This is a genomic window from Streptomyces agglomeratus (assembly GCF_001746415.1).
Lineage (GTDB): Bacteria > Actinomycetota > Actinomycetes > Streptomycetales > Streptomycetaceae > Streptomyces > Streptomyces agglomeratus.
The window spans coordinates 7,592,025-7,610,305 of record NZ_MEHJ01000001.1 but is presented as its reverse complement, the minus strand read 5'-3'; the positions used below and the strand labels follow the sequence as shown (position 1 = coordinate 7,610,305).

General features: G+C 69.8%; 19 protein-coding genes and 1 pseudogene. 10 read left to right on the top strand and 10 right to left on the bottom strand.

Annotated features, from left to right (window positions below; translation table 11 throughout):
- Positions 1–171 precede the first annotated feature (171 nt).
- Positions 172–483: an NIPSNAP family protein gene (locus AS594_RS33335; RefSeq protein WP_069774896.1), complete on the bottom strand. Its 312-nt coding sequence runs from the start codon at positions 481–483 to the stop codon at positions 172–174.
- A gap of 156 nt (positions 484–639) precedes the next feature.
- Between AS594_RS33335 and AS594_RS33330 the strand changes: the two genes are divergently transcribed.
- From AS594_RS33330 to AS594_RS46465, 3 genes are all read left to right on the top strand, one after another.
- A complete protein-coding gene (locus AS594_RS33330; RefSeq protein ID WP_069774897.1) occupies positions 640–2,376 on the top strand; it encodes a SpoIIE family protein phosphatase in 1,737 nt (578 codons plus the stop codon).
- Between the two features lie 265 nt (positions 2,377–2,641).
- A complete protein-coding gene (locus AS594_RS33325; protein ID WP_069774899.1) occupies positions 2,642–2,935 on the top strand; it encodes a hypothetical protein in 294 nt (97 codons plus the stop codon).
- A 348-nt stretch (positions 2,936–3,283) separates the two neighbouring features.
- Entirely contained in the window at positions 3,284–4,021 is a 738-nt protein-coding gene (locus AS594_RS46465) for a hypothetical protein (RefSeq protein WP_240509144.1), read from the top strand.
- On the opposite strand, the gene AS594_RS46460 is transcribed toward AS594_RS46465, so the two are convergent.
- The 4 genes from AS594_RS46460 to AS594_RS33310 form a co-directional block, all read right to left on the bottom strand.
- The gene (locus tag AS594_RS46460; protein WP_240509143.1) at positions 4,016–4,888 is read right to left on the bottom strand and encodes a hypothetical protein; all 873 of its coding nucleotides are present in this window, start codon (positions 4,886–4,888) and stop codon (positions 4,016–4,018) included. The two genes, AS594_RS46465 and AS594_RS46460, sit on opposite strands and share 6 nt — an antisense overlap.
- The gene (locus AS594_RS46455) at positions 4,888–5,061 is read right to left on the bottom strand and encodes a hypothetical protein (RefSeq protein WP_167368069.1); all 174 of its coding nucleotides are present in this window, start codon (positions 5,059–5,061) and stop codon (positions 4,888–4,890) included. The genes AS594_RS46460 and AS594_RS46455 overlap by 1 nt, the downstream gene beginning before the upstream one ends.
- Before the next feature lie 343 nt (positions 5,062–5,404).
- On the bottom strand, positions 5,405–6,565 hold the full coding sequence (locus AS594_RS33315) for an alkaline phosphatase PhoX (RefSeq protein WP_069774900.1): 1,161 nt from the start codon (positions 6,563–6,565) through the stop codon (positions 5,405–5,407).
- Between the two features lie 490 nt (positions 6,566–7,055).
- Positions 7,056–7,934: an aminotransferase class V-fold PLP-dependent enzyme gene (locus AS594_RS33310; RefSeq protein ID WP_240509142.1), complete on the bottom strand. Its 879-nt coding sequence runs from the start codon at positions 7,932–7,934 to the stop codon at positions 7,056–7,058.
- On the opposite strand from AS594_RS33310, the gene AS594_RS41465 reads away from it, so the two are divergent.
- On the top strand, positions 7,915–8,259 hold the full coding sequence (locus tag AS594_RS41465) for an aminotransferase class I/II-fold pyridoxal phosphate-dependent enzyme (protein WP_240509141.1): 345 nt from the start codon (positions 7,915–7,917) through the stop codon (positions 8,257–8,259). The genes AS594_RS33310 and AS594_RS41465 overlap by 20 nt on opposite strands.
- A gap of 125 nt (positions 8,260–8,384) precedes the next feature.
- On the opposite strand, the gene sigJ is transcribed toward AS594_RS41465, so the two are convergent.
- A complete protein-coding gene (gene sigJ / locus AS594_RS33300) occupies positions 8,385–9,338 on the bottom strand; it encodes an RNA polymerase sigma factor SigJ (RefSeq protein WP_069774904.1) in 954 nt (317 codons plus the stop codon).
- A 171-nt stretch (positions 9,339–9,509) separates the two neighbouring features.
- Here sigJ and AS594_RS33295 point away from each other — a divergent pair, with 171 nt between their 5' ends.
- Both AS594_RS33295 and AS594_RS33290 read left to right on the top strand, forming a co-directional pair.
- The gene (locus AS594_RS33295) at positions 9,510–9,914 is read left to right on the top strand and encodes a hypothetical protein (RefSeq protein WP_069774905.1); all 405 of its coding nucleotides are present in this window, start codon (positions 9,510–9,512) and stop codon (positions 9,912–9,914) included.
- Positions 9,915–9,978: 64 nt separating this feature from the next.
- On the top strand, positions 9,979–10,428 hold the full coding sequence (locus tag AS594_RS33290; RefSeq protein ID WP_069774906.1) for a DUF4267 domain-containing protein: 450 nt from the start codon (positions 9,979–9,981) through the stop codon (positions 10,426–10,428).
- A 224-nt stretch (positions 10,429–10,652) separates the two neighbouring features.
- Here the strand turns inward: AS594_RS33290 and AS594_RS33285 are convergent, their stop codons facing one another.
- The 3 genes from AS594_RS33285 to AS594_RS33275 form a co-directional block, all read right to left on the bottom strand.
- Positions 10,653–11,537, bottom strand: coding sequence for a GAF and ANTAR domain-containing protein (locus tag AS594_RS33285; protein ID WP_069935697.1), 885 nt, complete (start codon positions 11,535–11,537; stop codon positions 10,653–10,655).
- A 228-nt stretch (positions 11,538–11,765) separates the two neighbouring features.
- Complete coding sequence (locus AS594_RS33280) at positions 11,766–12,014, bottom strand: DUF5133 domain-containing protein (RefSeq protein ID WP_256097062.1); 249 nt, start codon at positions 12,012–12,014, stop codon at positions 11,766–11,768.
- Positions 12,015–12,222: 208 nt separating this feature from the next.
- The gene (locus AS594_RS33275; RefSeq protein WP_069774909.1) at positions 12,223–13,002 is read right to left on the bottom strand and encodes an arylamine N-acetyltransferase family protein; all 780 of its coding nucleotides are present in this window, start codon (positions 13,000–13,002) and stop codon (positions 12,223–12,225) included.
- Between the two features lie 342 nt (positions 13,003–13,344).
- On the opposite strand from AS594_RS33275, the gene AS594_RS33270 reads away from it, so the two are divergent.
- The 4 genes and pseudogenes from AS594_RS33270 (at position 13,345) to AS594_RS33260 (ending at position 16,642) form a co-directional block, all read left to right on the top strand.
- A complete protein-coding gene (locus tag AS594_RS33270) occupies positions 13,345–13,863 on the top strand; it encodes a histidine kinase (protein WP_069774911.1) in 519 nt (172 codons plus the stop codon).
- 82 nt (positions 13,864–13,945) lie between these two features.
- Positions 13,946–14,794 (top strand): DUF4097 family beta strand repeat-containing protein, encoded by an 849-nt coding sequence (locus AS594_RS33265; protein WP_069774912.1) that lies wholly within the window; start codon positions 13,946–13,948, stop codon positions 14,792–14,794.
- Positions 14,795–14,875: 81 nt separating this feature from the next.
- A pseudogene (locus tag AS594_RS41460) lies at positions 14,876–15,854 on the top strand (ATP-binding cassette domain-containing protein).
- Positions 15,851–16,642 (top strand): ABC transporter permease, encoded by a 792-nt coding sequence (locus AS594_RS33260; RefSeq protein WP_069931971.1) that lies wholly within the window; start codon positions 15,851–15,853, stop codon positions 16,640–16,642. Before AS594_RS41460 ends, AS594_RS33260 begins: the two are co-directional and overlap by 4 nt.
- A 204-nt stretch (positions 16,643–16,846) precedes the next feature.
- On the opposite strand, the gene AS594_RS33255 is transcribed toward AS594_RS33260, so the two are convergent.
- The gene (locus tag AS594_RS33255; protein ID WP_079144268.1) at positions 16,847–18,244 is read right to left on the bottom strand and encodes a diacylglycerol/lipid kinase family protein; all 1,398 of its coding nucleotides are present in this window, start codon (positions 18,242–18,244) and stop codon (positions 16,847–16,849) included.
- Positions 18,245–18,281 lie beyond the last annotated feature (37 nt).

Below are 18,281 nucleotides of genomic sequence, written 5' to 3'. Positions count from 1 at the left end.
CGACCCCGCCGCACCGGGAATCCGCACCGGACTCATCGAGGGTCTCCCGGTCCTGCGCTGCTGTTCGCCGCGACGCGTCACAGCGAGACCGCGAACCCGACGACCACGGCCGTCGTCTCAGCGCTGCGGACAGCAGCGCGGCAGGGGCGGCACCACGCACCTGCCGGCGGCCTAGGACAGGGCGTCGAGCGGCCGGAGGAAGCGGCGCTCGTACCGCTTGATGCAGCGGGTGACGCGAGCCAGCTCGAACGCTTCCTGGCACTCCGCGTCGGACATGCTGTCCGTGCGGTACTGCTCGTACGCTGCCAGGCTGGGAAACGAGAAGAGCGCGTAGGCGATGTCGCTGTCGCCCTCACTCGGCAGGAAGTAGCCGTGGTGCGTCCCGCCGAAACGGTTGACGAGCCGGACCCAGCGGCGACCGTATTCTTCGAAGTCCGCAAGCTTGTCAGCGTCGACCTCGTACCTCAGATGAACAGTGATCATGCCTGCATGATGCCGTGTGACTCAAAGGCAGCGGCCACGAACGCCCGACCTGGCCCGGATTCCCGGTGTCAGGTGGCCGCCGCGAGGGATGCCGGTGTGCTTGTAACGGCGCGGCTGGGGTAAGCGAGTAGTTTCGCGTCCAGATGAAGGAGAGACATGGACGACGTCGCCGCTCCCGGCACGGCAGATTTCCCCATGTCCGGGCACCAGGCGCTGTCTGATGCCCTGCTGGACAAGAAGCTGGACAACATGGCGGCGGCCGCCATAGTGGTCGATGACGCTGGTCTCATCGTCGCGGCCAACAGCGCTGCCCAGAGTCTGCTGGACAGAGACGCCATGGACCTCATCGGTCAGGACTCGCACGACCTGCTGCACCGGGACCAGCACGGACATCCCATGCCGCGCACCCGCTGCCAGATGAGGAAGGCGCTCCTCACCAGGCGCACCAGGCATGGCGACGCCGAGTGGTTCGCCCGCGGGGACGGCACTCTCGTCCAGTTGTCCTGGTTGGTCACGCCCTACACACCGGACTCGGGCGTGACGGGCGCGCTGGCGCTGTTGTACGAGCGGCAAGAGGAGGACTCGCACCAGAGCGAGGACGGGTACTCCGCACCGCTGACGGAACTTGATCGCCTGACCCTGCTGGCGGAGACGACCACGCAGCTCACGTCCACCCTGGATGTGGACGAGGCGCTGCACCGGCTTGCGGCCCTGACCGTGCCCCGGCTGGCGGACTGGGCGGTGTTCGACCTCCTCACCGAACACGACGAAGTACGACGTGTCCTGGTGATGCACCACAAGGACGGCATACTGGTCGAGCGGGACGACTTGCAGGGCCCGATGCCCCCAGTTCCAGAAGAGTCCCCGATGCCTCTGTCGCGGGCTCTGCGGGGCGCCGCTTCCGCCCTTGCCGGCCCCGCCACCTATCAGGGCCCGCCCGATTCGGGCATCGCGGTCGAGCAGCAGCGTTTGTTCACAGAGACGGGCATGCACTCCGCTGTCATCGCGCCCATCCGAGGTCTGCGCGACGTACTCGGCGCCCTGACTCTGGGCCGGGCCCAGCGTCATGACGCCTTCACCCCTGCCGACCTGCCGCTGCTGGAGGACCTCACCCGCCGGGCAGGCTTGGCGCTGGACAACGCGCGCCTGTACCAGCGCCAGCGCAAAGTCGCCGAAACCATGCAACGCCACCTGCTGCCCCAACTGCCCACCCTGCCCGGGCTCCAGATGACCGCGCGGTACGTGCCCGCTCCGGACGCCTCCTCCGTGGGCGGTGACTGGTACGACGCCTTCGCCCTGGCCGCCCACACCCACGCACTGGCCATCGGCGATGTCGTCGGGCACGACCTCGACGCCGCAGCCGGTATGGCACAAGTCCGCAACATGCTGCGCGCCTTCGCCTGGTCCCGTCCCGAGGCCGCCCCCAGCGCCGTCGTCACACGGCTCGACGAGGCCGTGATGCACATCGCCGAGGTGCCCATGGCAACCATGATCCTCGCCAGGCTCACACTCGGTGACGACGCCCTGTGGCGCCTGCGCTGGACGAACGCCGGCCACCCGCCGCCCCTGCTCGTCACCCATGACGGTCAGGCCCGCTACCTCGACGAAGCTCACGGCATGCTGCTCGGGACCGGAGTCAACAGACCTCGGCCCGACGCCGTGGCTGTCCTGCCGCCCCAAGCCACGCTCCTGCTCTACACCGACGGACTGATCGAGTCTCCGCAACACTCCCTCGACCGCGGACTGGACCGGCTGCGCCGACACGCGGCCTCCCTCGCCCACCGCCCCCTGGGCTCCTTCTGCGACGCCCTGTTGGAACAGGTCCGCCCCGACGACAACGACGACGACGTCGCCATGATCGCGCTGCGCACACCCGGTCCCCCTCAGGGGTAGCGGCGCGGGCCGCCTCACGCGGGTGCCGAGGATACGAAGGCTGACTGATGCTGTCTGCTGAGCTGTTCCCCTTACCCGAAAGACACACGAACCGCTCTGCGTACGGGACGTAGGAGCGCCGCTCAGCACGGCAACACGACGCGGAGTGCAGCGCACTGGATGTCCCGTGCGGCTTGGTTATGCCCGGGGTATGGGCAAGGTCGCGATTGGGTGTCGACGGGCGCAGTCGCATTGCCCAAGTCCCGCTCGCCGGGTTGAAGCAGGCATGCGGACCCCTCAATACGCGGTACGGGACGGCGCCTACTGGCTCGATGCCGGCCAAGCGCCCTGCTCGCTCTGCACCGACCTGCTCTCCCCCGACGCGCCGCGCGGCGAGTTGGAGGAGCAGGTGCCCGCACCACGGCAGCGGTTGGGCGAGCTGTTCACGGGTGAGACCACGTCGGCGTCCGCCGTGCGGGCCGTCATGATCATCTGGTTCACCGCGACCACCGCGCTGGCGGTTGTCCTGGCCCTTCCTCGCTGCTCTCCGCCGGCGAGCAGCTCAGCGGCCCGGACCTGAGCCGATCCGCGACGGCGCCTCCCCCCGCCACGCGCCCGACGAGATCATCGCCGTACACAGGGAATCCCGTTCACCCCGGCCTGATCGCCTACCTCACCCGCCTGGTCGCGGAGCGGAACGGGAGGTCACCGCAGCGCACATGACCACCTCAGCCGCCGACGTGGATGCCCGGACGGCGGTCGGGGTCCGGTTCGTGCTTGCGGATGATCTCGCGGGTGACGGGAGCGGTGTCGCCGCGACCGATCAGGAAGTAGCGGAACATGTGCATGAGGGGGCTGCCTTCGGCCCAGGCGAAGTAGCAGTGCGGCTGCACCGGTGTTGTCGCGCAGCGCGAGCAGGATCGCCGCGATGGCGTTCGGCGCGGCCGGGGCCTCGGCGCGCAGGATCCGGTATCCGTCGACTTCGACGCCGCGGACGGTGAGCGATTCGCTGAAGTCGGAGGGGTCGACGACGTCGATTTCCAGGAACAGGACGTCGGCGGGGCCGGGTACCGGGTTGGTGCCGCGCTGTTCGCGCTCCTTGTCGGAGTACTCCGCCAGATCGCCGGCCTGTCGGCGGTTGGCGATGATGTTGATCGAGTTGTCGTGGGCGAGGGTGTCGGTGATGAACCGGCGGGCCGCCGGGTCGAACGATGCGGTCGGCGCGCAGTTCGGTGGTGCGCGAGACCCGGGAGATCAGCGACACGGCGATGATGCCTGCGATGAACATGCCGGAGATGGTGATGCCGTCGGGCTTGTCGACGATGTTGGCGACCAGGGCGTAGAGCAGCACCGCGGTGAGCGCGGCGAATCCCGCGGTGGCGACCCGCTGGTGCCGGCGAAGGGCGGAGACGGTGACGGCGAAGGCACCGGAGACCATCATGGCCAGGATGCCGGTGGCGTAGGCGCCGGCCTGGGCGTCGACGTCGGCGTCGAACGCGATGGTGATGACGATGCACAGCGCGGTGTAGACGAGTACGACGGGGCGTACGGCGCGTCCCCACTCGGGGGCCATGCCGTAGTCGGGCAGGTAGCGGGCACGATGTTGACCAGCCGCCATCGCGGACGCGCCGCGAACCACAGGATCAGAATGGTGCTGATGTCATAAGCGGTGCCGAACGCCTCCCGACATGCTCATGGGCCAGCCAGGCCAGGGCGCGGCCGTTGGCCGCCCCGCCGGGCTCGAACTCCTCGTGCGGATGAGGACGGTGGTGACGAAGCTTGCGGCCAGCAGGTAGACGCTCATGATGAGGGCGGCGGTGGTCAGGAGCCTGCGGGTGTTGCGGATCCGCGAGCGCAGCCGCTGTTCCGGGGTCTCTCCGTCGGCGGCCACGAGCGGCATCATGCTGACGCCGTCTCGAACCCGGAGAGTCCCAGCACCAGCAGCGGAACGCCAGCAGAGCGGGACCCATGAGATCGCCGAAGCCGCCCCGCTGTCGATGAGAGCGTCCGTCCAGGCCGACCATGCCCCCGGTGTGGTGAACACGTGCACCAGGCCGACGGCGATGACCACCGCGTTGAGTACGAGGAAGACAGCGACGAGCGGGATGGCGACGCTGACCGCTTCGCTGAACCCGAGGAGGAACACGCCTCCGAGCACCAGCAGCAACGCGACCGTCAGCGCGACCTCGTGACCGTGCAGGGCCGCGGGGAAGAACGGGTTCTCCACTACGTGCACGGAGGCGTCCGCCGTGGACAGAGTGATGGTGATGATCCACGACGTGGCCACGAAGCCGAGCAGGACCAGCACGAACAGCTTGCCCCACCAGAACGGCAGCAGATCCTCAAGCATCGCCACCGACCCGGCCCCGTGCGGGCTCTCCTTGGTCACCCGCCGGTACATCGGCAGCATTCCCAGCAAGGTCAGGGCCACGATCACGAGTGTCGCCAGCGGCGAGACCGCCCCCGCCGCCAGGGCGGCGATCGCCGGTACATAGGCCAAGCTGGAGAAGTAGTCGACCCCGGTCAGGCACATCACCTCCACCAGGCGTGCGGCTCGCCATGGCCCTCACCGGCCGCCGGCCCGATCGGCTGCACCTGGTGGCGCAACAACCACCGCGCAAACCCTCCCGTGGGCTGCTTCCGCACGGCGGGGCTCTCCACCACTTCCGGCACGGCCAGTTCGTCCGAGTCGTCCATATCCCCCATCAGCCTTTCCTCCGCCCGGCGCACGCGGCCCGGCAGTCATCGCACTAAACGATCACCAAGTATCCGACCCGCCAGTAGTACTCGCTTGACGCGGGGTACGAGTCGACCGCCCCCGCCGCCGGGCAGGCCGCAGGTGAGCCCGGCGATCGCCGCACGGACGGGCTCAACCGCTTGAGTCTCAGCAGGAGGAGGCAGAGGTGGAGGAGAGCGGGAATCCGGCCGAAGTCGCGGATCGTCAGATGCCGCGGAGGGGGTGCGCGGCTGTTGGCCTGCGGTTCCGGGAACGGACGGGCCCCGTGACGTGAGGCCCGCCCGTCGTGTGCCGCTCGTGACGGTGGGCCGGTCAGCTGCGGAAGGGGCCCGTGACTTCGTAGGTGATGCCGCCGGACGAGCTGCCGCTCGTACCGCGCTGGCTGGAGAAGTACAGGCGCCTGCCGTCCGGCGAGAAGGCCGGGCCGCAGATCTCCGAGGAGGACTGGCCGGTGATCCGCAGGAATGTGGCGACCACGTCGTCCGGCGTGATGATGCAGATCTCCATGTTGCCGCCGTCCTCCGCGACGTACAGGTCACCGGAGGACGAGCCGGTGACGTTGTCGACGCCGGTCAGCGGGGCTCCGCCACCGACGACCAGGTTGTCGTCGTAGGCCAGCTCGTAGGTGCCGGCGGCCAGGTTGAGCTGCCAGACGCGGTTGTCGCCCTTGGTGGTGAACCAGACGGTGTCGTTGGCGTAGTGGCAGCCCTCGCCGCCGTTGAACAGCTTGGCGCCGGTGACCTGGTCGCGGGTGGGGGTGGGCGAGCCGTCCGGGTCGGGGACGGTGGCCCAGGTGAAGCTGCCGGAGGTTGCCGTTCCGGCCTTGAGGACCTGGAGGGTGCCCGCCGACAGGTTGCCCCACGTGGACGGGACGAACCGGTAGAAGCAGCCGTCCGTCGCGTCCTCGGTCAGGTAGATCACTTTGCGGACGGGGTCGGCGGCGGCCGCCTCGTGGTTGAAGCGACCCATGGCGTCGCGGCGCACGGCGGCGTTCACGCCCCACGGGTCGGTCTCGTAGACGTAGCCGGTGGTGACCTCCTCGCAGGACAGCCAGGTGTTCCAGGGGGTCGCCCCGCCGGCGCAGTTGCGGTTGGTGTTGGACAGGATCCGGTACGAACCGGTGATGGACCCTGTCGAGTTGAACTTGATCGCGCTCGCGCCGCCGGTGGAGGAGATCTCCGAGTTGGAGACGTAGATCCAGCCCGTGCCGTCGGCGAAACAGGCGCCGCCGTCGGGGGCGTTGTGCCAGGTGTAGGCGGTGGAGCCGACCCTCTGGCCGGACCGGGCTATCACCCGGCTGGTGAAGCCGCTGGGCAGCTGGATGCCGTTGGCGTCCGCCGTGCCGAGCGCTCCGTACGGGCCCAAGCCTTTCTGGGCGGGCGCCGCGTAGGCCGCGCCCTGCATGAGGGTGTAGCCGAATGCCGCTGCTGTGCCGCCGACGACCGCTCCACGCAGGAAACTACGACGTTCCACTTGATCACTCCAGGGGATCGTGACCTCCCTGCCGCACCGGTCGGGCGGCAGGGTCGCGGGGGGTGCGCTTGTGGAACCTAGGGGTCCCGGATTGACGGCGCATCAACGACCGATGAAGCGGAAGCGTCTGCTGTCGGCCTGTTGCGCGCGACCCTTTGGCCAGAACCTGCGCGCCCTCGCATCGGCCACCGCACAGGCACCGTCCCGGCCGGAAGTGGAGGGGCCGAGCGCCATGACCAGAGCCGGCCGGCCCTGGTCATGGCGCACATTGCAGGTGAGGCCGTCGTCACGGGCCACGGTCGTCCAACTTTTCAGTGTCGGCGCGGAGGAACGGTTCGGTGAGGAAGAGGACGGGCCGGGTGGCTCGGGCGGAGACCTCCTGCGGCTGTACGGCGCAGCGTCGCTCCGGGCCGAAGGAGAGGGAAGTCGCGGTTGTGCCACAGGTCGCCGCTGCTCTCCTCTGTCTCGGCGCGCCGCTGCGTGGCCGCCATTACCTTTCCTGCCGGAGGAGTTCGGCGACCGCGTCGGCGACGTGGTCCACTTCCTCCTCGGTGTTGTAGTAGTGCGGCGACAGGCGTAGGCACCAGTCGACGTCCTTGTCCCCGAAGTCGAACTGGGCGAACTCGCGGAGGCTGAGCGACGAATTGATGTTGCGGGCGTCCATCGCCTCCTTGAACGGCTGCGGCTGCCAGCCTCCGCCGACGGCGAAGGTAACGAGGGCGGCCAGCTGCGGGCCGCGGTCGAGCAAGCGCACTCCGGGGACGGTTTCGAGCCGGCTCCGCAGCCTCGCCGCGAGCGCCGGAGTGCGCTGGGCGATCGCTTCCAGGCCGACGTCGCGGGCGTAGCGGGTCGCGGCGGCGCTGCCGAGCACGGTGGCGTACGGGAACTCCCACTCCTCGAACCGGGCCGCCGTCCCGACGGGCCGGTAAGTGCCGGGCGCGGTCCAGCGGGCGCCGTGCATGTCGATGAACAGGGGCTCGTAGCCCGCGCGCAGGACGCGGTCGCTGACGTAGAGGAATCCGGAGCCACGCGGGCCGCGCAGGAACTTCCGGCAGGTGGCAGTGAGCAGGTCGCAGCCGATCTCCTCGACGTCGAGGGGGTACTGGCCCACGGACTGGCAGGCGTCGACCAGGTAGAGCAGGTCCAGTTCGCGGCAGTGCCGGCCGCTTTCGGCGACCGGCGTGACCAGGCCGGAGTTGGTGGGGACGTGGGTGGCGGACACCAGGCGGGGGCGGTGGGTCCGCATCAGCTCGGCCATCGCGGGCACGTCCACCCCGCCCTCCGGGGTGTTGGGCGCGTGCACGATCCGTACGCCGAACCGCTTGCGCAGGGACAGGAAGGCGATCTGGTTGGAGAAGCACGTCCGCACGCTCGGCGCCGACCTGCGCGAGCGACGCTCACGGCTGACTGCCGCACTCGCCCACGAGATGCCGGCAGCGACCCTCACCAGCGCGCCCGCCGGCGGACTGCACCTGTGGCTCCGGCTGCCGCCCGGCGTGGACGACAAGGCACTCACCGCCGCCGCCCGGCAGCGGGGCGTGGCGGTGAGCGCAGGCAGCCGTTACTTCGCCACCGAACCGCCGGCAGCCCACCTCCGCCTCGGCTTCGCCGCCACCGCCGACCTCACGGAACTGGACGAGGGAGCACGCCGGCTCGGGTCCGTGCTGCGAGACCTCGACCCGCGGCAGCAGTAGGACGCTTGGGCAGTGGGGCTCGGGCAGCAGACCTCGGGCAGTAGGGCGATGCCTTACTGCCCGAAGGGCCGGCACATGGGCGGCCGGGCTGCGGGCCTTCGCCGGCCTCCACGCCTGACTTCGCGTCAACTCTGCCCGTTCTCGGTCCACGGCCGAAGCTTCTCCGGGTTGCGGACCGCCCAGATACGGGTGATGCGGCCACCGGTGAGGCTGAACGCCGCCACGGTCACCGTGACGCCGGTGTGCTGGGCGACCAGGCCGGGCCGGCCGTTGACCGTCCGCTCCAGGAGCACCAGCCCAGGGGCTATGTCGGCGATGTGAATCAGGTACTGGGCGATGCGCTCGCCGCCCTCGACCGGGCGCAGGACGGTGCCGACCATGCCCCCGCCGTCGGCGATCATCGTGGCGTCGGGGTCGAGGAGGTCGACGAGGGCCTCGATGTCCTTGGCCTCCCACGCCTCTTTGAAGTGCCGCACCAGACCGGCCTGGCCGGCCGGTACAACGGCCGGAGCCTGCGTGGCGCGAATACGCCGACGGGCCGAGGACGCCAGTTGCCGGCAGGCCGCCGGTGTCCGGCCGACGATGTCGGCGATCTCGGCGAAGGGGTACCGGAAGACGTCGTGCAGGATGAACGCCACGCGTTCGGCCGGCGTCATCGACTCCAGTACGACGAGGAAGGCCATGTTCACCGACTCGTCCAGGGTGACCTGGTCGGCGGGGTCGGCCCGCTCCGATCCGCCGCCGCCCGCCGGCCCGCCGGGCCATTCCGTACGGTCGGGCAGCGGCTCGGGTATCCATTCGCCGACGTAACGCTCCCGCCGGACCCGCGCCGAGCCCAGCACGTCCAGGCAGATGCGACCGGCCACCGTCGTCAGCCAGGCGCCGGGCGACTCGATGGCGTCCTGCTGCGTTCGCGACAGCGCGTACCAGCGGGTGTAGGTCTCCTGCACGGCATCCTCGGCCTCGGCCAGCGAACCGAGCAGCCGGTAGGCGAGATTGATCAGATGTCGTCGCTCCCCGACGATCTCGCTCAGGGCCGGCTCGGTCCGGTCCCGCCCAGGTTCGGTTGGGGTGCTCATGCTCGCGACGGCTCCCTGATTCTTCTCGTCCGCTTCCGCTCTCGCCGCTTCGACGAGACACCGCACCAAAACGTGAGGTCGGCGCTCGGCCTCACATTTCGCGGGCCCACGTCGTCGGAGTACCAAGACACTACCGATCCACCGCCGCGAGGCAGAAGAGGAGGCCGCGTCATGGCCACACAGACGGCAGCGGTTCAGGGCAGACTCACGTTCATGCAGGTCGCGATCGCCGTGCAGACTGCGTCCCTCTTCTTCCAGGCGGTCACCGCCGGAATGCTGCTGTCCTCGTCCCACGGTGCGGTGCTGCACGACGTCGGATCGCGTGTGATGTACGGCGCGTCCATGGTGTACGTGCTCGCCGCTGTGCTGGCCTGGAGACCGGGCGGCGGTGCGCCCCGCCCCATCCTGTACGCGTCGGGCTTCCTCGTCCTCGCCTCGGTGCAGGTGGTGCTGGGCATCGCGCACATGCCGTCGCTCCATGTCCCTCTGGGTGTCCTGATGTTCGGCCTGAGCGTACTGGCGCTGGTCCACGGGTGGTCCCGGCGCGTGTCGGAGCGCTCGGGCACCCGGTCATGACCACCCGCGCGAACCGCTGACGCGACCGACGCCGCCACCGCGGCAACCCTTCGAAGGAGAGCTTGTGACCAAGCAGCGCATTACTACCGTTCTGGCCCTCGTCACCGGCCTGGCACCCTTGTTCTTCGGGCTGAACTTCCTCCTCAACCCGGCCGGAGCGCCGGACGGCTTCGGCATCGAACCGTGGCCCTCGGGGAACGCCTCGGGCTACTTCATGGTCAAGGGCATACGCGATGTCTCCACCGCCACGATCGTCTTCATCCTGCTCGCCCTGGGACAACGACGGGCGCTCGGCTGGGTGGTGCTCACCACCGCCGTCATTCCCCTCGGTGACGCACTCGCCGTGGTCACCCACGGCGGCACCCTCGCCACAGCCGTGGGCGTGCACGTATCGGCGGCGGCGCTCGTCGCTGTGACCGCTGTACTGCTGCTCACCGAGAGCCGGGACCACCACCCTGCCGAGCGCATCCGGACGGCCGCGTACCCAAGGCCCCGCGCATCACAGACCCGCTGAGCGCCTGCACAAGCACGAATGGCAGGTCACCCCCCGGCCCCCTCCGCGAAGGGCCGGCACGGCGGTGCCCACGATCACGGCGGTCACGGTACCGGCGGCCAGTGACAATGGGGGACGACATTGGCTGTCGGGTACTCGTCGCGGAACCCGAAGCGCGCGGGTGGGTGGCCGCTGCCGAACGACGCCTCGCTTCACCGACCCCGAGGTCGGGGCGACGTCCGACCTCACCTTGTCGTACGGGCGAGTCCGTGCAGCTCCTCAAGGGCGTCATGGATAACGGTGTCGTGGTGCCAGGTCAGCCACCGCCCGACCGCCTGACCGGTTGCTTCCAGTGCCTGGAGTTGCGGCCGGGAGAAGCCGGCCAAGGGCCGCGCGTGATGGGAGGAGACCATGCCTCTTACCGACTGCCCGTCGATGATCGGCACGCTGTGACATGCGCGGCTGCCGGCCTCCAGGATCGTGCGACGGGAATCCTCGTCGAACACCTCGGCTGTGGCCACGTCGCGGACGGTGACCTGTTCCTGGTCCGCGGCGGCCTGCGAACACGATGTGGTCGGCCCGTCGACGAATGCGAAGAAGTCGGTGAACTCCCGCGTAAGACCTGTGTGCTTCTCCATGCGCAGCCCCGAACGGTCGGCCAACTGCACGTTGCCCATGTCGGTCCCGGCGATCGTGAGGACCCGTCTCAACGCCGCCCCCAGTACCGCGCCCTGGTTGGCGCCGCCGTCCAGCTCCATGTCGACGTCGTGCAGCGGCGGAGGCGTGGCAGGGACCCGACGCGGGAACCAGAGCCTCGCGTCCGTATCGGGTCCGGGTATGTGGTTGAGCGCGTCGGCAAGCTGGTGCAGCTTGATGTTGGCGCGTTGCGACACGTGCCGCATGAGGGCGAACGCCTGGTCGGGCTCAGGCAGGCCGTACCGCTCGATGAGGATGCCCTGGGCCAGCGCGATCGCGGGATGGGTGCGCAGGCGCCCCTGAAGATCCGAGTTCTGCCGACGCAGGCACTCCACCTCGGCGCGCAGCGCCTCAACGTCGTCCTCCGTCCGCGCGGCCGTTGCCGTACTGCCGGCCTTACGCCCGTAAGGCAGAACAGTGCTGCTCTGCGTCATGCGTGCCCTCCTGGCACCGGCTCCGGTGCCCGCGGCGCACACCGGAGCCGGGCACCCACCTGACACCACTGAGCGACACATGTCACCCGCTCCACCGCCCTACGGGGCGTGCCTGCTTGTCAAGCACTCACCCAGACCCTAACCACACCGCCCAACCACCGCGTCACCCCGCCAACCAGCGCCGGAGGGGTGGCAAGCCTTACCGACACGTGATGGTGTGCGGGGGTCTCAGGCCGCGAGGGCCGTCTGCGAAGCGAGTGCGTCACGAGGCTTGGTCGCACACGGCCCGGCACCCGCCAGGATGTCGTCCGCAGCGGCGAGCGCGTCGGCGACGAGCCGGGTTCCGGTCACTACACACAGGGTGTAGCTGACGTCGTCCAGCTCACGTTGCCACTTCGGCTCGTACTTCTCCGCGAGCGCGATGCGTGCGCTCGCGTATCGAGCAAGGAGGTTTCTCACATAACGCGGTTCCGGCATCAACACGGGTACATTCTCTCCAACCGTCCGTCACTGTGTGCCGTACATGTGCCCGCCTGAACCGCACTCATTCCCGCACTTTCGCAGACGTATCCGCCTGGACCGCGAAGACGGGTTCCCCCTGTGGTCGCGACCGGTGAGGGTGAAAGTCACGGCTACTCCTGCCGGCGCCACCTTCTCGAAGGACGGGCGGGCCGAACAGCGTTCTTCAGGACAGCGGCGGCTCAGGAGTGCGGTCGAGGGCGATGTCGAAGTGTTCGCGGTAGGCGGCGAGCACTTCCGCCTCCGTGGTCAGTTCCCGCTCGTGACGGCTCCCGGAGACCGTGGTCACCAGTTTGCGGCCGGTCAGGGTGATGCGCCCCTCGGACGTGAGCCGGGAGCAGACCAGGGACCGCGTGAACTTCGACTGGGGCGAGGTGCTGTGCCACCAGCAGCCCGCCCTGAAGTCGGCAAGCACACGCGGACGCAGGTTCAGCCGGAACGCGGGATCGCCGTTCCTGAAGACGTCCAGGTCTCCGTACGGCGCTTCGGCGATGCGGAAGACCCCACCCGGCTCGGCCTGGTCACCGCGTACGGTCAGGTCGAGCGGGTAGTGGCTGTGATCGCCGAAACCCACGTCGACGAGCCAGGAAGCGGTGCTGTCGGCCGTGGTGACGCGAAGCGCCAAGTGATCGTACGGAATACCGGGCTGCCCGGCGCCGAGCACGCGGGCCTCCAGCAGCTGAACGTCGAAGCCCAATGCGGTCAGCAGGGAGGCGAAGACGCCGTTGGCTTCATAGCAGAAGCCTCCCCGGCGAGACGCGACGATCTTGTCGAACAGCGCCTTCTCCTCCAGCACGATGTCCTCGCCGAGATGGATGGAGACGTTCTCGAAGGGGACGGAGTGCAGATGCCGCAGGTGAAGCTCCCGCAACGCCTCCAGGGTCGGGCGTTCGGGCCGTGCCGCGCCGATGCGGCCGAGATAGGAATCGACTTGAGTGGTGTCCATGCCACAGTCTCGCCCGAGAGCCACCTGGTCGTGGCCATGGGTGCGCCGACCGCTCTCGGCTGACCGGGTCGGGTAGCGGATTCGGCCGACCGCAGGACTCGACATGCGGGTGCCATTGCGTCGGTTCGGTTCCTGCTGGCGCCTGCTGGCACGTGCTGGTGCCACGCGGTGCCGCCGGGGTGCCAAGTCGTGCAGCTAACGGCGCATGAGCGCGCGTGGCACCGGTACCACCCCTCGGGCGCCATTACATTTCCGCAGGTCAGAGCGATTTCTTCAGCAGCCGACTTAAAGCCGAGCCCACATGGCTTGCACATGGCGCCATAATGGTGCCATGATGGCGTCATGGACCTCACCCCGTACGTCGAAACCCTCCGCCGCGAACTTGCGGTGGCAGCCGAAGCCGGCGGCGACGAAGCCCGCGCGCTGGCCGAGAGACTCACCGCTCCCCTGGAGTCGGCGACCCGGCTGACCATGCTCAACGTGCTTTCCGCCGCGGCAGCCGAGATCACCCGCGACCTCGCTCCCGGCTCGGTCGACGTACGACTGCGGGGGCTGGAGCCCGACTTCGTGGTGACACCACCGCCCACCGACGGCGGCGCCCCAGCAGAGCCGGCGGCGCAGGCCGAAGCGGTGAAGACCCCGGCCCCGACCGACGGCGACGAGGGCGGCACCGCCCGCGTCAACCTGCGGATGCCCGCCCACCTCAAGGCCCGCGCCGAGGAGGCCGCGAGCCGCGAGGGCCTGTCGGTCAACGCGTGGCTGGTACGCGCCGTGTCGGCCGCGGTCGACGGCGGCGCCGGGCCGCGTACGACGGAGAAGGCCCGGACCGTCGGACAGAGCTTCACAGGCTGGGTGCGCTAGCCGCGCCGCCGCCCGCACCACTCCACCCACACCACGTCCCACCAGCGGGGACGTCCAGAAGACCCAAGAGGACGGGACAGCCATGCCTTCTTTCGACACTCCCGAACCGATCTCGGCCACGGCGCACGTGGAGGCCGGTTCCATTCAGTTCACCGCGGGCGACCGTCTCGACACCGTCGTCGAGGTACGCCCCCGTGACCCGAAGCGGGACCTGGACGTACGGGCCGCCGACCAGACCGAAGTCACATGTGCGAGCGGCGTACTGACCGTCAGGACGCCCAAGGCCAATCTGCTCGGCCTCGGCCGCACCGGCACCGTCGACGTGACGGTCGAACTGCCCACGGGCTCGCGTGTCGACATGACCGGCGCCTGGGCCCAGGTACTCGGCGAGGGCCGGCTCGGCGAGGTCCGCGTGAAGACCTCGTCCGGCGACGTGCGCCTCGACACGACCGGCCCCCTGAAGCTGACCGCGTCGCACGGCTCGATCACCGTCGACCGGGTCGAGGGCACAGCCGAGATCACCACCAGCTCCGGCAGCCTGCGCGTCGGCCTCGTCGACGGTCCCGCCGTACTGAAGAACTCGCACGGCACCACGACCGTCGGCGCCGCGACCGGCGAGCTGCGGGTGAGCGGCTCCAACGGTGACATCGAGATCCGGCGCGCCGAGGACTCGGTCATCGCCACCACCGCCCACGGCACACTGCGCGTGAGCGAAGTAGCCCGCGGCACCATCCAGTTGGAGACCTCGTACGGCGCCATCGAGGTCGGCGTCCGCGAAGGCACGGCCGCCTGGCTCGACGTCAGCTCGGGCTCCGGCCAGGTGCGCAACACGCTCACCGCGTCCGAGACACCGGAGCAGACCGAGGACACCGTCAAGGTCCGCGCCCGCACCCGGTACGGCAACATCGACGTCCGGCGTGCCAAGGTCTGACCCAGAGGAACCGGTCACAACTCACCCATTCCCCCAGCCACTTGAGCCTTTGAACCGGAGGGCCACATGCCTTCATCTGTCATGCCCACGTCCAGCAAGGGTGACGGTACGCAGTCGCCCGCCGCCGTCTCCGCCAACGGTCTGCGCAAGTCGTACGGCGACAAGACCGTCCTCGACGGCATCGATCTGCACATCCCGGCCGGGACCGTGTTCGCGCTGCTCGGACCGAACGGCGCCGGCAAGACAACCGCCGTGAAGATCCTCTCCACGCTCATCTCCGCCGACGGCGGTCAGGCCCAGGTCGCGGGCCACGACGTCACCACGTCACCCGACGGGGTGCGTTCCGCGATCGGTGTCACCGGTCAGTTCTCCGCGGTCGACGGTCTGATCACCGGCGAGGAGAACATGCTCCTCATGGCGGACCTGCACCACCTGTCCAAGCGCGAGGGGCGGCGGGTCGCGGCCGAACTGCTGGAGCGCTTCGATCTGGTCGAGGCGGCTAAGAAGCCCGCCTCCACCTACTCCGGCGGCATGAAGCGCCGCCTGGACATCGCGATGACGCTGGTCGGCAACCCGCGGATCATCTTCCTCGACGAACCCACCACCGGCCTCGACCCCCGCAGCCGCCACAACATGTGGCAGATCATCCGCGAACTCGTCACGGGCGGCGTCACCGTCTTCCTCACCACCCAGTACCTGGAGAGCCGACGAACTCGCCGACCGTATCGCCGTGCTCAACGACGGCAGATCGCCGCCCAGGGCACAGCCGAGGAGCTGAAGCGGCTCATCCCCGGCGGACACGTGCGGCTGCGCTTCTCCGACCCGGCCGCCTACCGAGCGCCGCCTCCGCGCTCCGCGAGGTCACCCGCGACGACGAGGCACTCGCGCTACAGATCCCCAGCGACGGCAGCCAGCGCGAACTGCGCTCCATCCTCGACCGGCTGGACTCGGCCGGCATCGAGGCGACGAGCTGACCGTCCACACCCCCGACCTCGACGACGTGTTCTTCGCCCTCACCGGCTCCAGCGTCCCCAGCCAGCCCAAGGAGACCGTCCGATGAGCACCCTCTCCCTCGCGATGCGCGACTCGTCCACCATGCTGCGCCGCAACCTCCTGCACGCCCGGCGCTACCCGTCCCTGACGCTCAATCTGCTGCTCACACCGATCATGCTGCTGCTGCTCTTCGTCTACATCTTCGGCGACGCGATGAGCGCGGGCATCGGCGGCGGCGGGGCGGACCGCTCCGCGTACATCGCGTACGTCGTCCCGGGCTTGCTGCTGATGACCATCGGCAGCACCACGATCGGAACCGCGGTCTCCGTCTCCAACGACATGACCGAGGGCATCATCGCCCGCTTCCGGACGATGGCGATCCACCGCCCTGCGGTACTGGTCGGGCACGTCGTCGGGAGCGTCCTCCAGTCGGTCGCCAGCGTGGTCCTGGTGGGCGCCGTCGCGGTGGCCATCGGCTTCCGGTCCACGGATGCAACCGCCCTGGAGTGGCTGGCGGCGTTCGGGCTGCTCGTGCTCTTCGCCCTGGCGCTCACCTGGATCGCGGTCGGCATGGGTCTGATCAGCCCGAACGCCGAAGCGGCCAGCAACAACGCGATGCCGCTGATCCTGCTGCCGCTCCTGTCCAGCGCCTTCACCCCGGTCGACTCCATGCCCGGCTGGTTCCAGCCCATCGCCGAGTACCAGCCGTTCACGCCCGCCATCGAGACCCTGCGGGGCCTGCTGCTCGGCACGGAGATCGGCCACAACGGATGGCTGGCCGTCGCCTGGTGCCTGGGACTGGCCGTGCTCGGCTACTTCTGGTCCAAGTCACTGTTCATCCGCGACCCGAAGTAGCGGGAAAAGGACCGGTCGGCAGCCGAGGGGGGCCGCGGCCGTCGCTGGTCCCACTCCCCGGGCGGCGTACTCCGACACCACGGCGGCGTACGCCGCCCCGACCGCGTTCTCCGCCGCTGCGCAAACGGCACAGGTCGGCCCGAGGCGACGGGGCGGCTCTCCGCGACATCGACCGGCGCCGCGCCTGGCCGGGGACTCCCCGTGTCAAGAGCGCGGTGGGGCGGTCATGCCGCTGCTCGACACCTCAGCGACCCGTACCCGCGGACCCAGCGCGAGCCGAGCGACGCGGGGCCAGTCGGCGGCCGGTCTGCTCAGCGGCGCCTTCGGGCGGTTGCGTGGCACTCGGACTCGCAGCGCCCCGGGGGCGGTCCGGCACACCACGGGCGCCCGCAGCAGTACGTGTTCGCCGTCGATGCCGGCCGGGACAGTGGCCGTGTCCGCTTCGACGACCACCGTCTCCGCTGTGAGCCGCAGAAGGCTGCCGGAACGGGAGCCGCGTACCATGCGTGCCGCTTGGGCTGTGTTGGCGACGCGCACGCAGACCACACCGAGGAGACCCGAGTCCAGCCTTTCCCTGCGCCCGGGGTGGGCCAGGTCGACGGCTCGCTGGTACGGGTTGTTGCTGATGAGCAGCGCTTGCAGCCCGTCGGCGTGCGTGGTGCCGGCCCGCATCCTCAGCGTCGGCGCATCGGGACCCGTGAGCAGTCCGGGCAACGCCTGGAGGGCCGTCTGCACCTTTTCGCCGCGGTAGGCGGGGTCACCGACGACGGCCGCGTACGTCCCGAACGAGGCGTTGTTCACGAACACCCGGTCGGCGGCGAACCCGAGGTCGACGCGGAGTTCGAGGCCGTCGGTGAGGGCGTCGAGGCTCGCGGCCGGGTCGTCGCGGTCGAGACCGAGGTCGAGGGCGAAGTGGTTGCGGGTGCCTGCTGGAATCACCATGAAGGGCAGGTCGTGCTTCGCCGCCACCTCGGCCACCAGCGCCTGGGTACCGTCTCCACCCGCTACGGCCAGCAGGTCGGCTCCCTCGGCCGCGGCCTGGCGGGCCAGTTCGGCGGCGTCCCGGTTGCCGGTTCCGAGCATGACGACCTGGGCGCCCGCTGCCCGCGCCTTGTCCACCAGGTGGAAGCGTTCCACCTTGCCGCCTCCCGAGTGCGGGTTCATGAGGATCCAGGGGTGGCGGGGGGCCTCGGCGGGCTCGGGCTCGCGGCGGGAGGCGGCGGGTTCCCGCGCGATGGCGTTGCGGGCCGCCACCACCGCCATCATCCACAGTGCCAGGGAGCACAGAGCCGGTACGAGCATGTCGGCGGTGGCGTACAGGGCCAGGACCGTGACCGGTGCGATCACGGACAGGGCCAGTCCTGCCACCCTGAGCACGCCGGTGTGGGCCAGAGCCCACCAGACTCCGACGGCGGCGAGCGCCAGTCCGGCGAGGCCGGCCAGCACCCAGAACACGCTCCGCAGGCCGGCGCTGATGAGCGCCACCAGCACGCTGGCCAGCAGGGCGAGCAGAGCCAGGCGCGCCCACCCCGCAGGGCCTTTGCCGCCGGTCGCCGTGGAGCGTCCGGTCGGCTCGCCCGCCTCAGTGCGATGTCGGCCCATCCGCCACATCTCCGTTCCGCGGCTTGGTGTTCGCGGC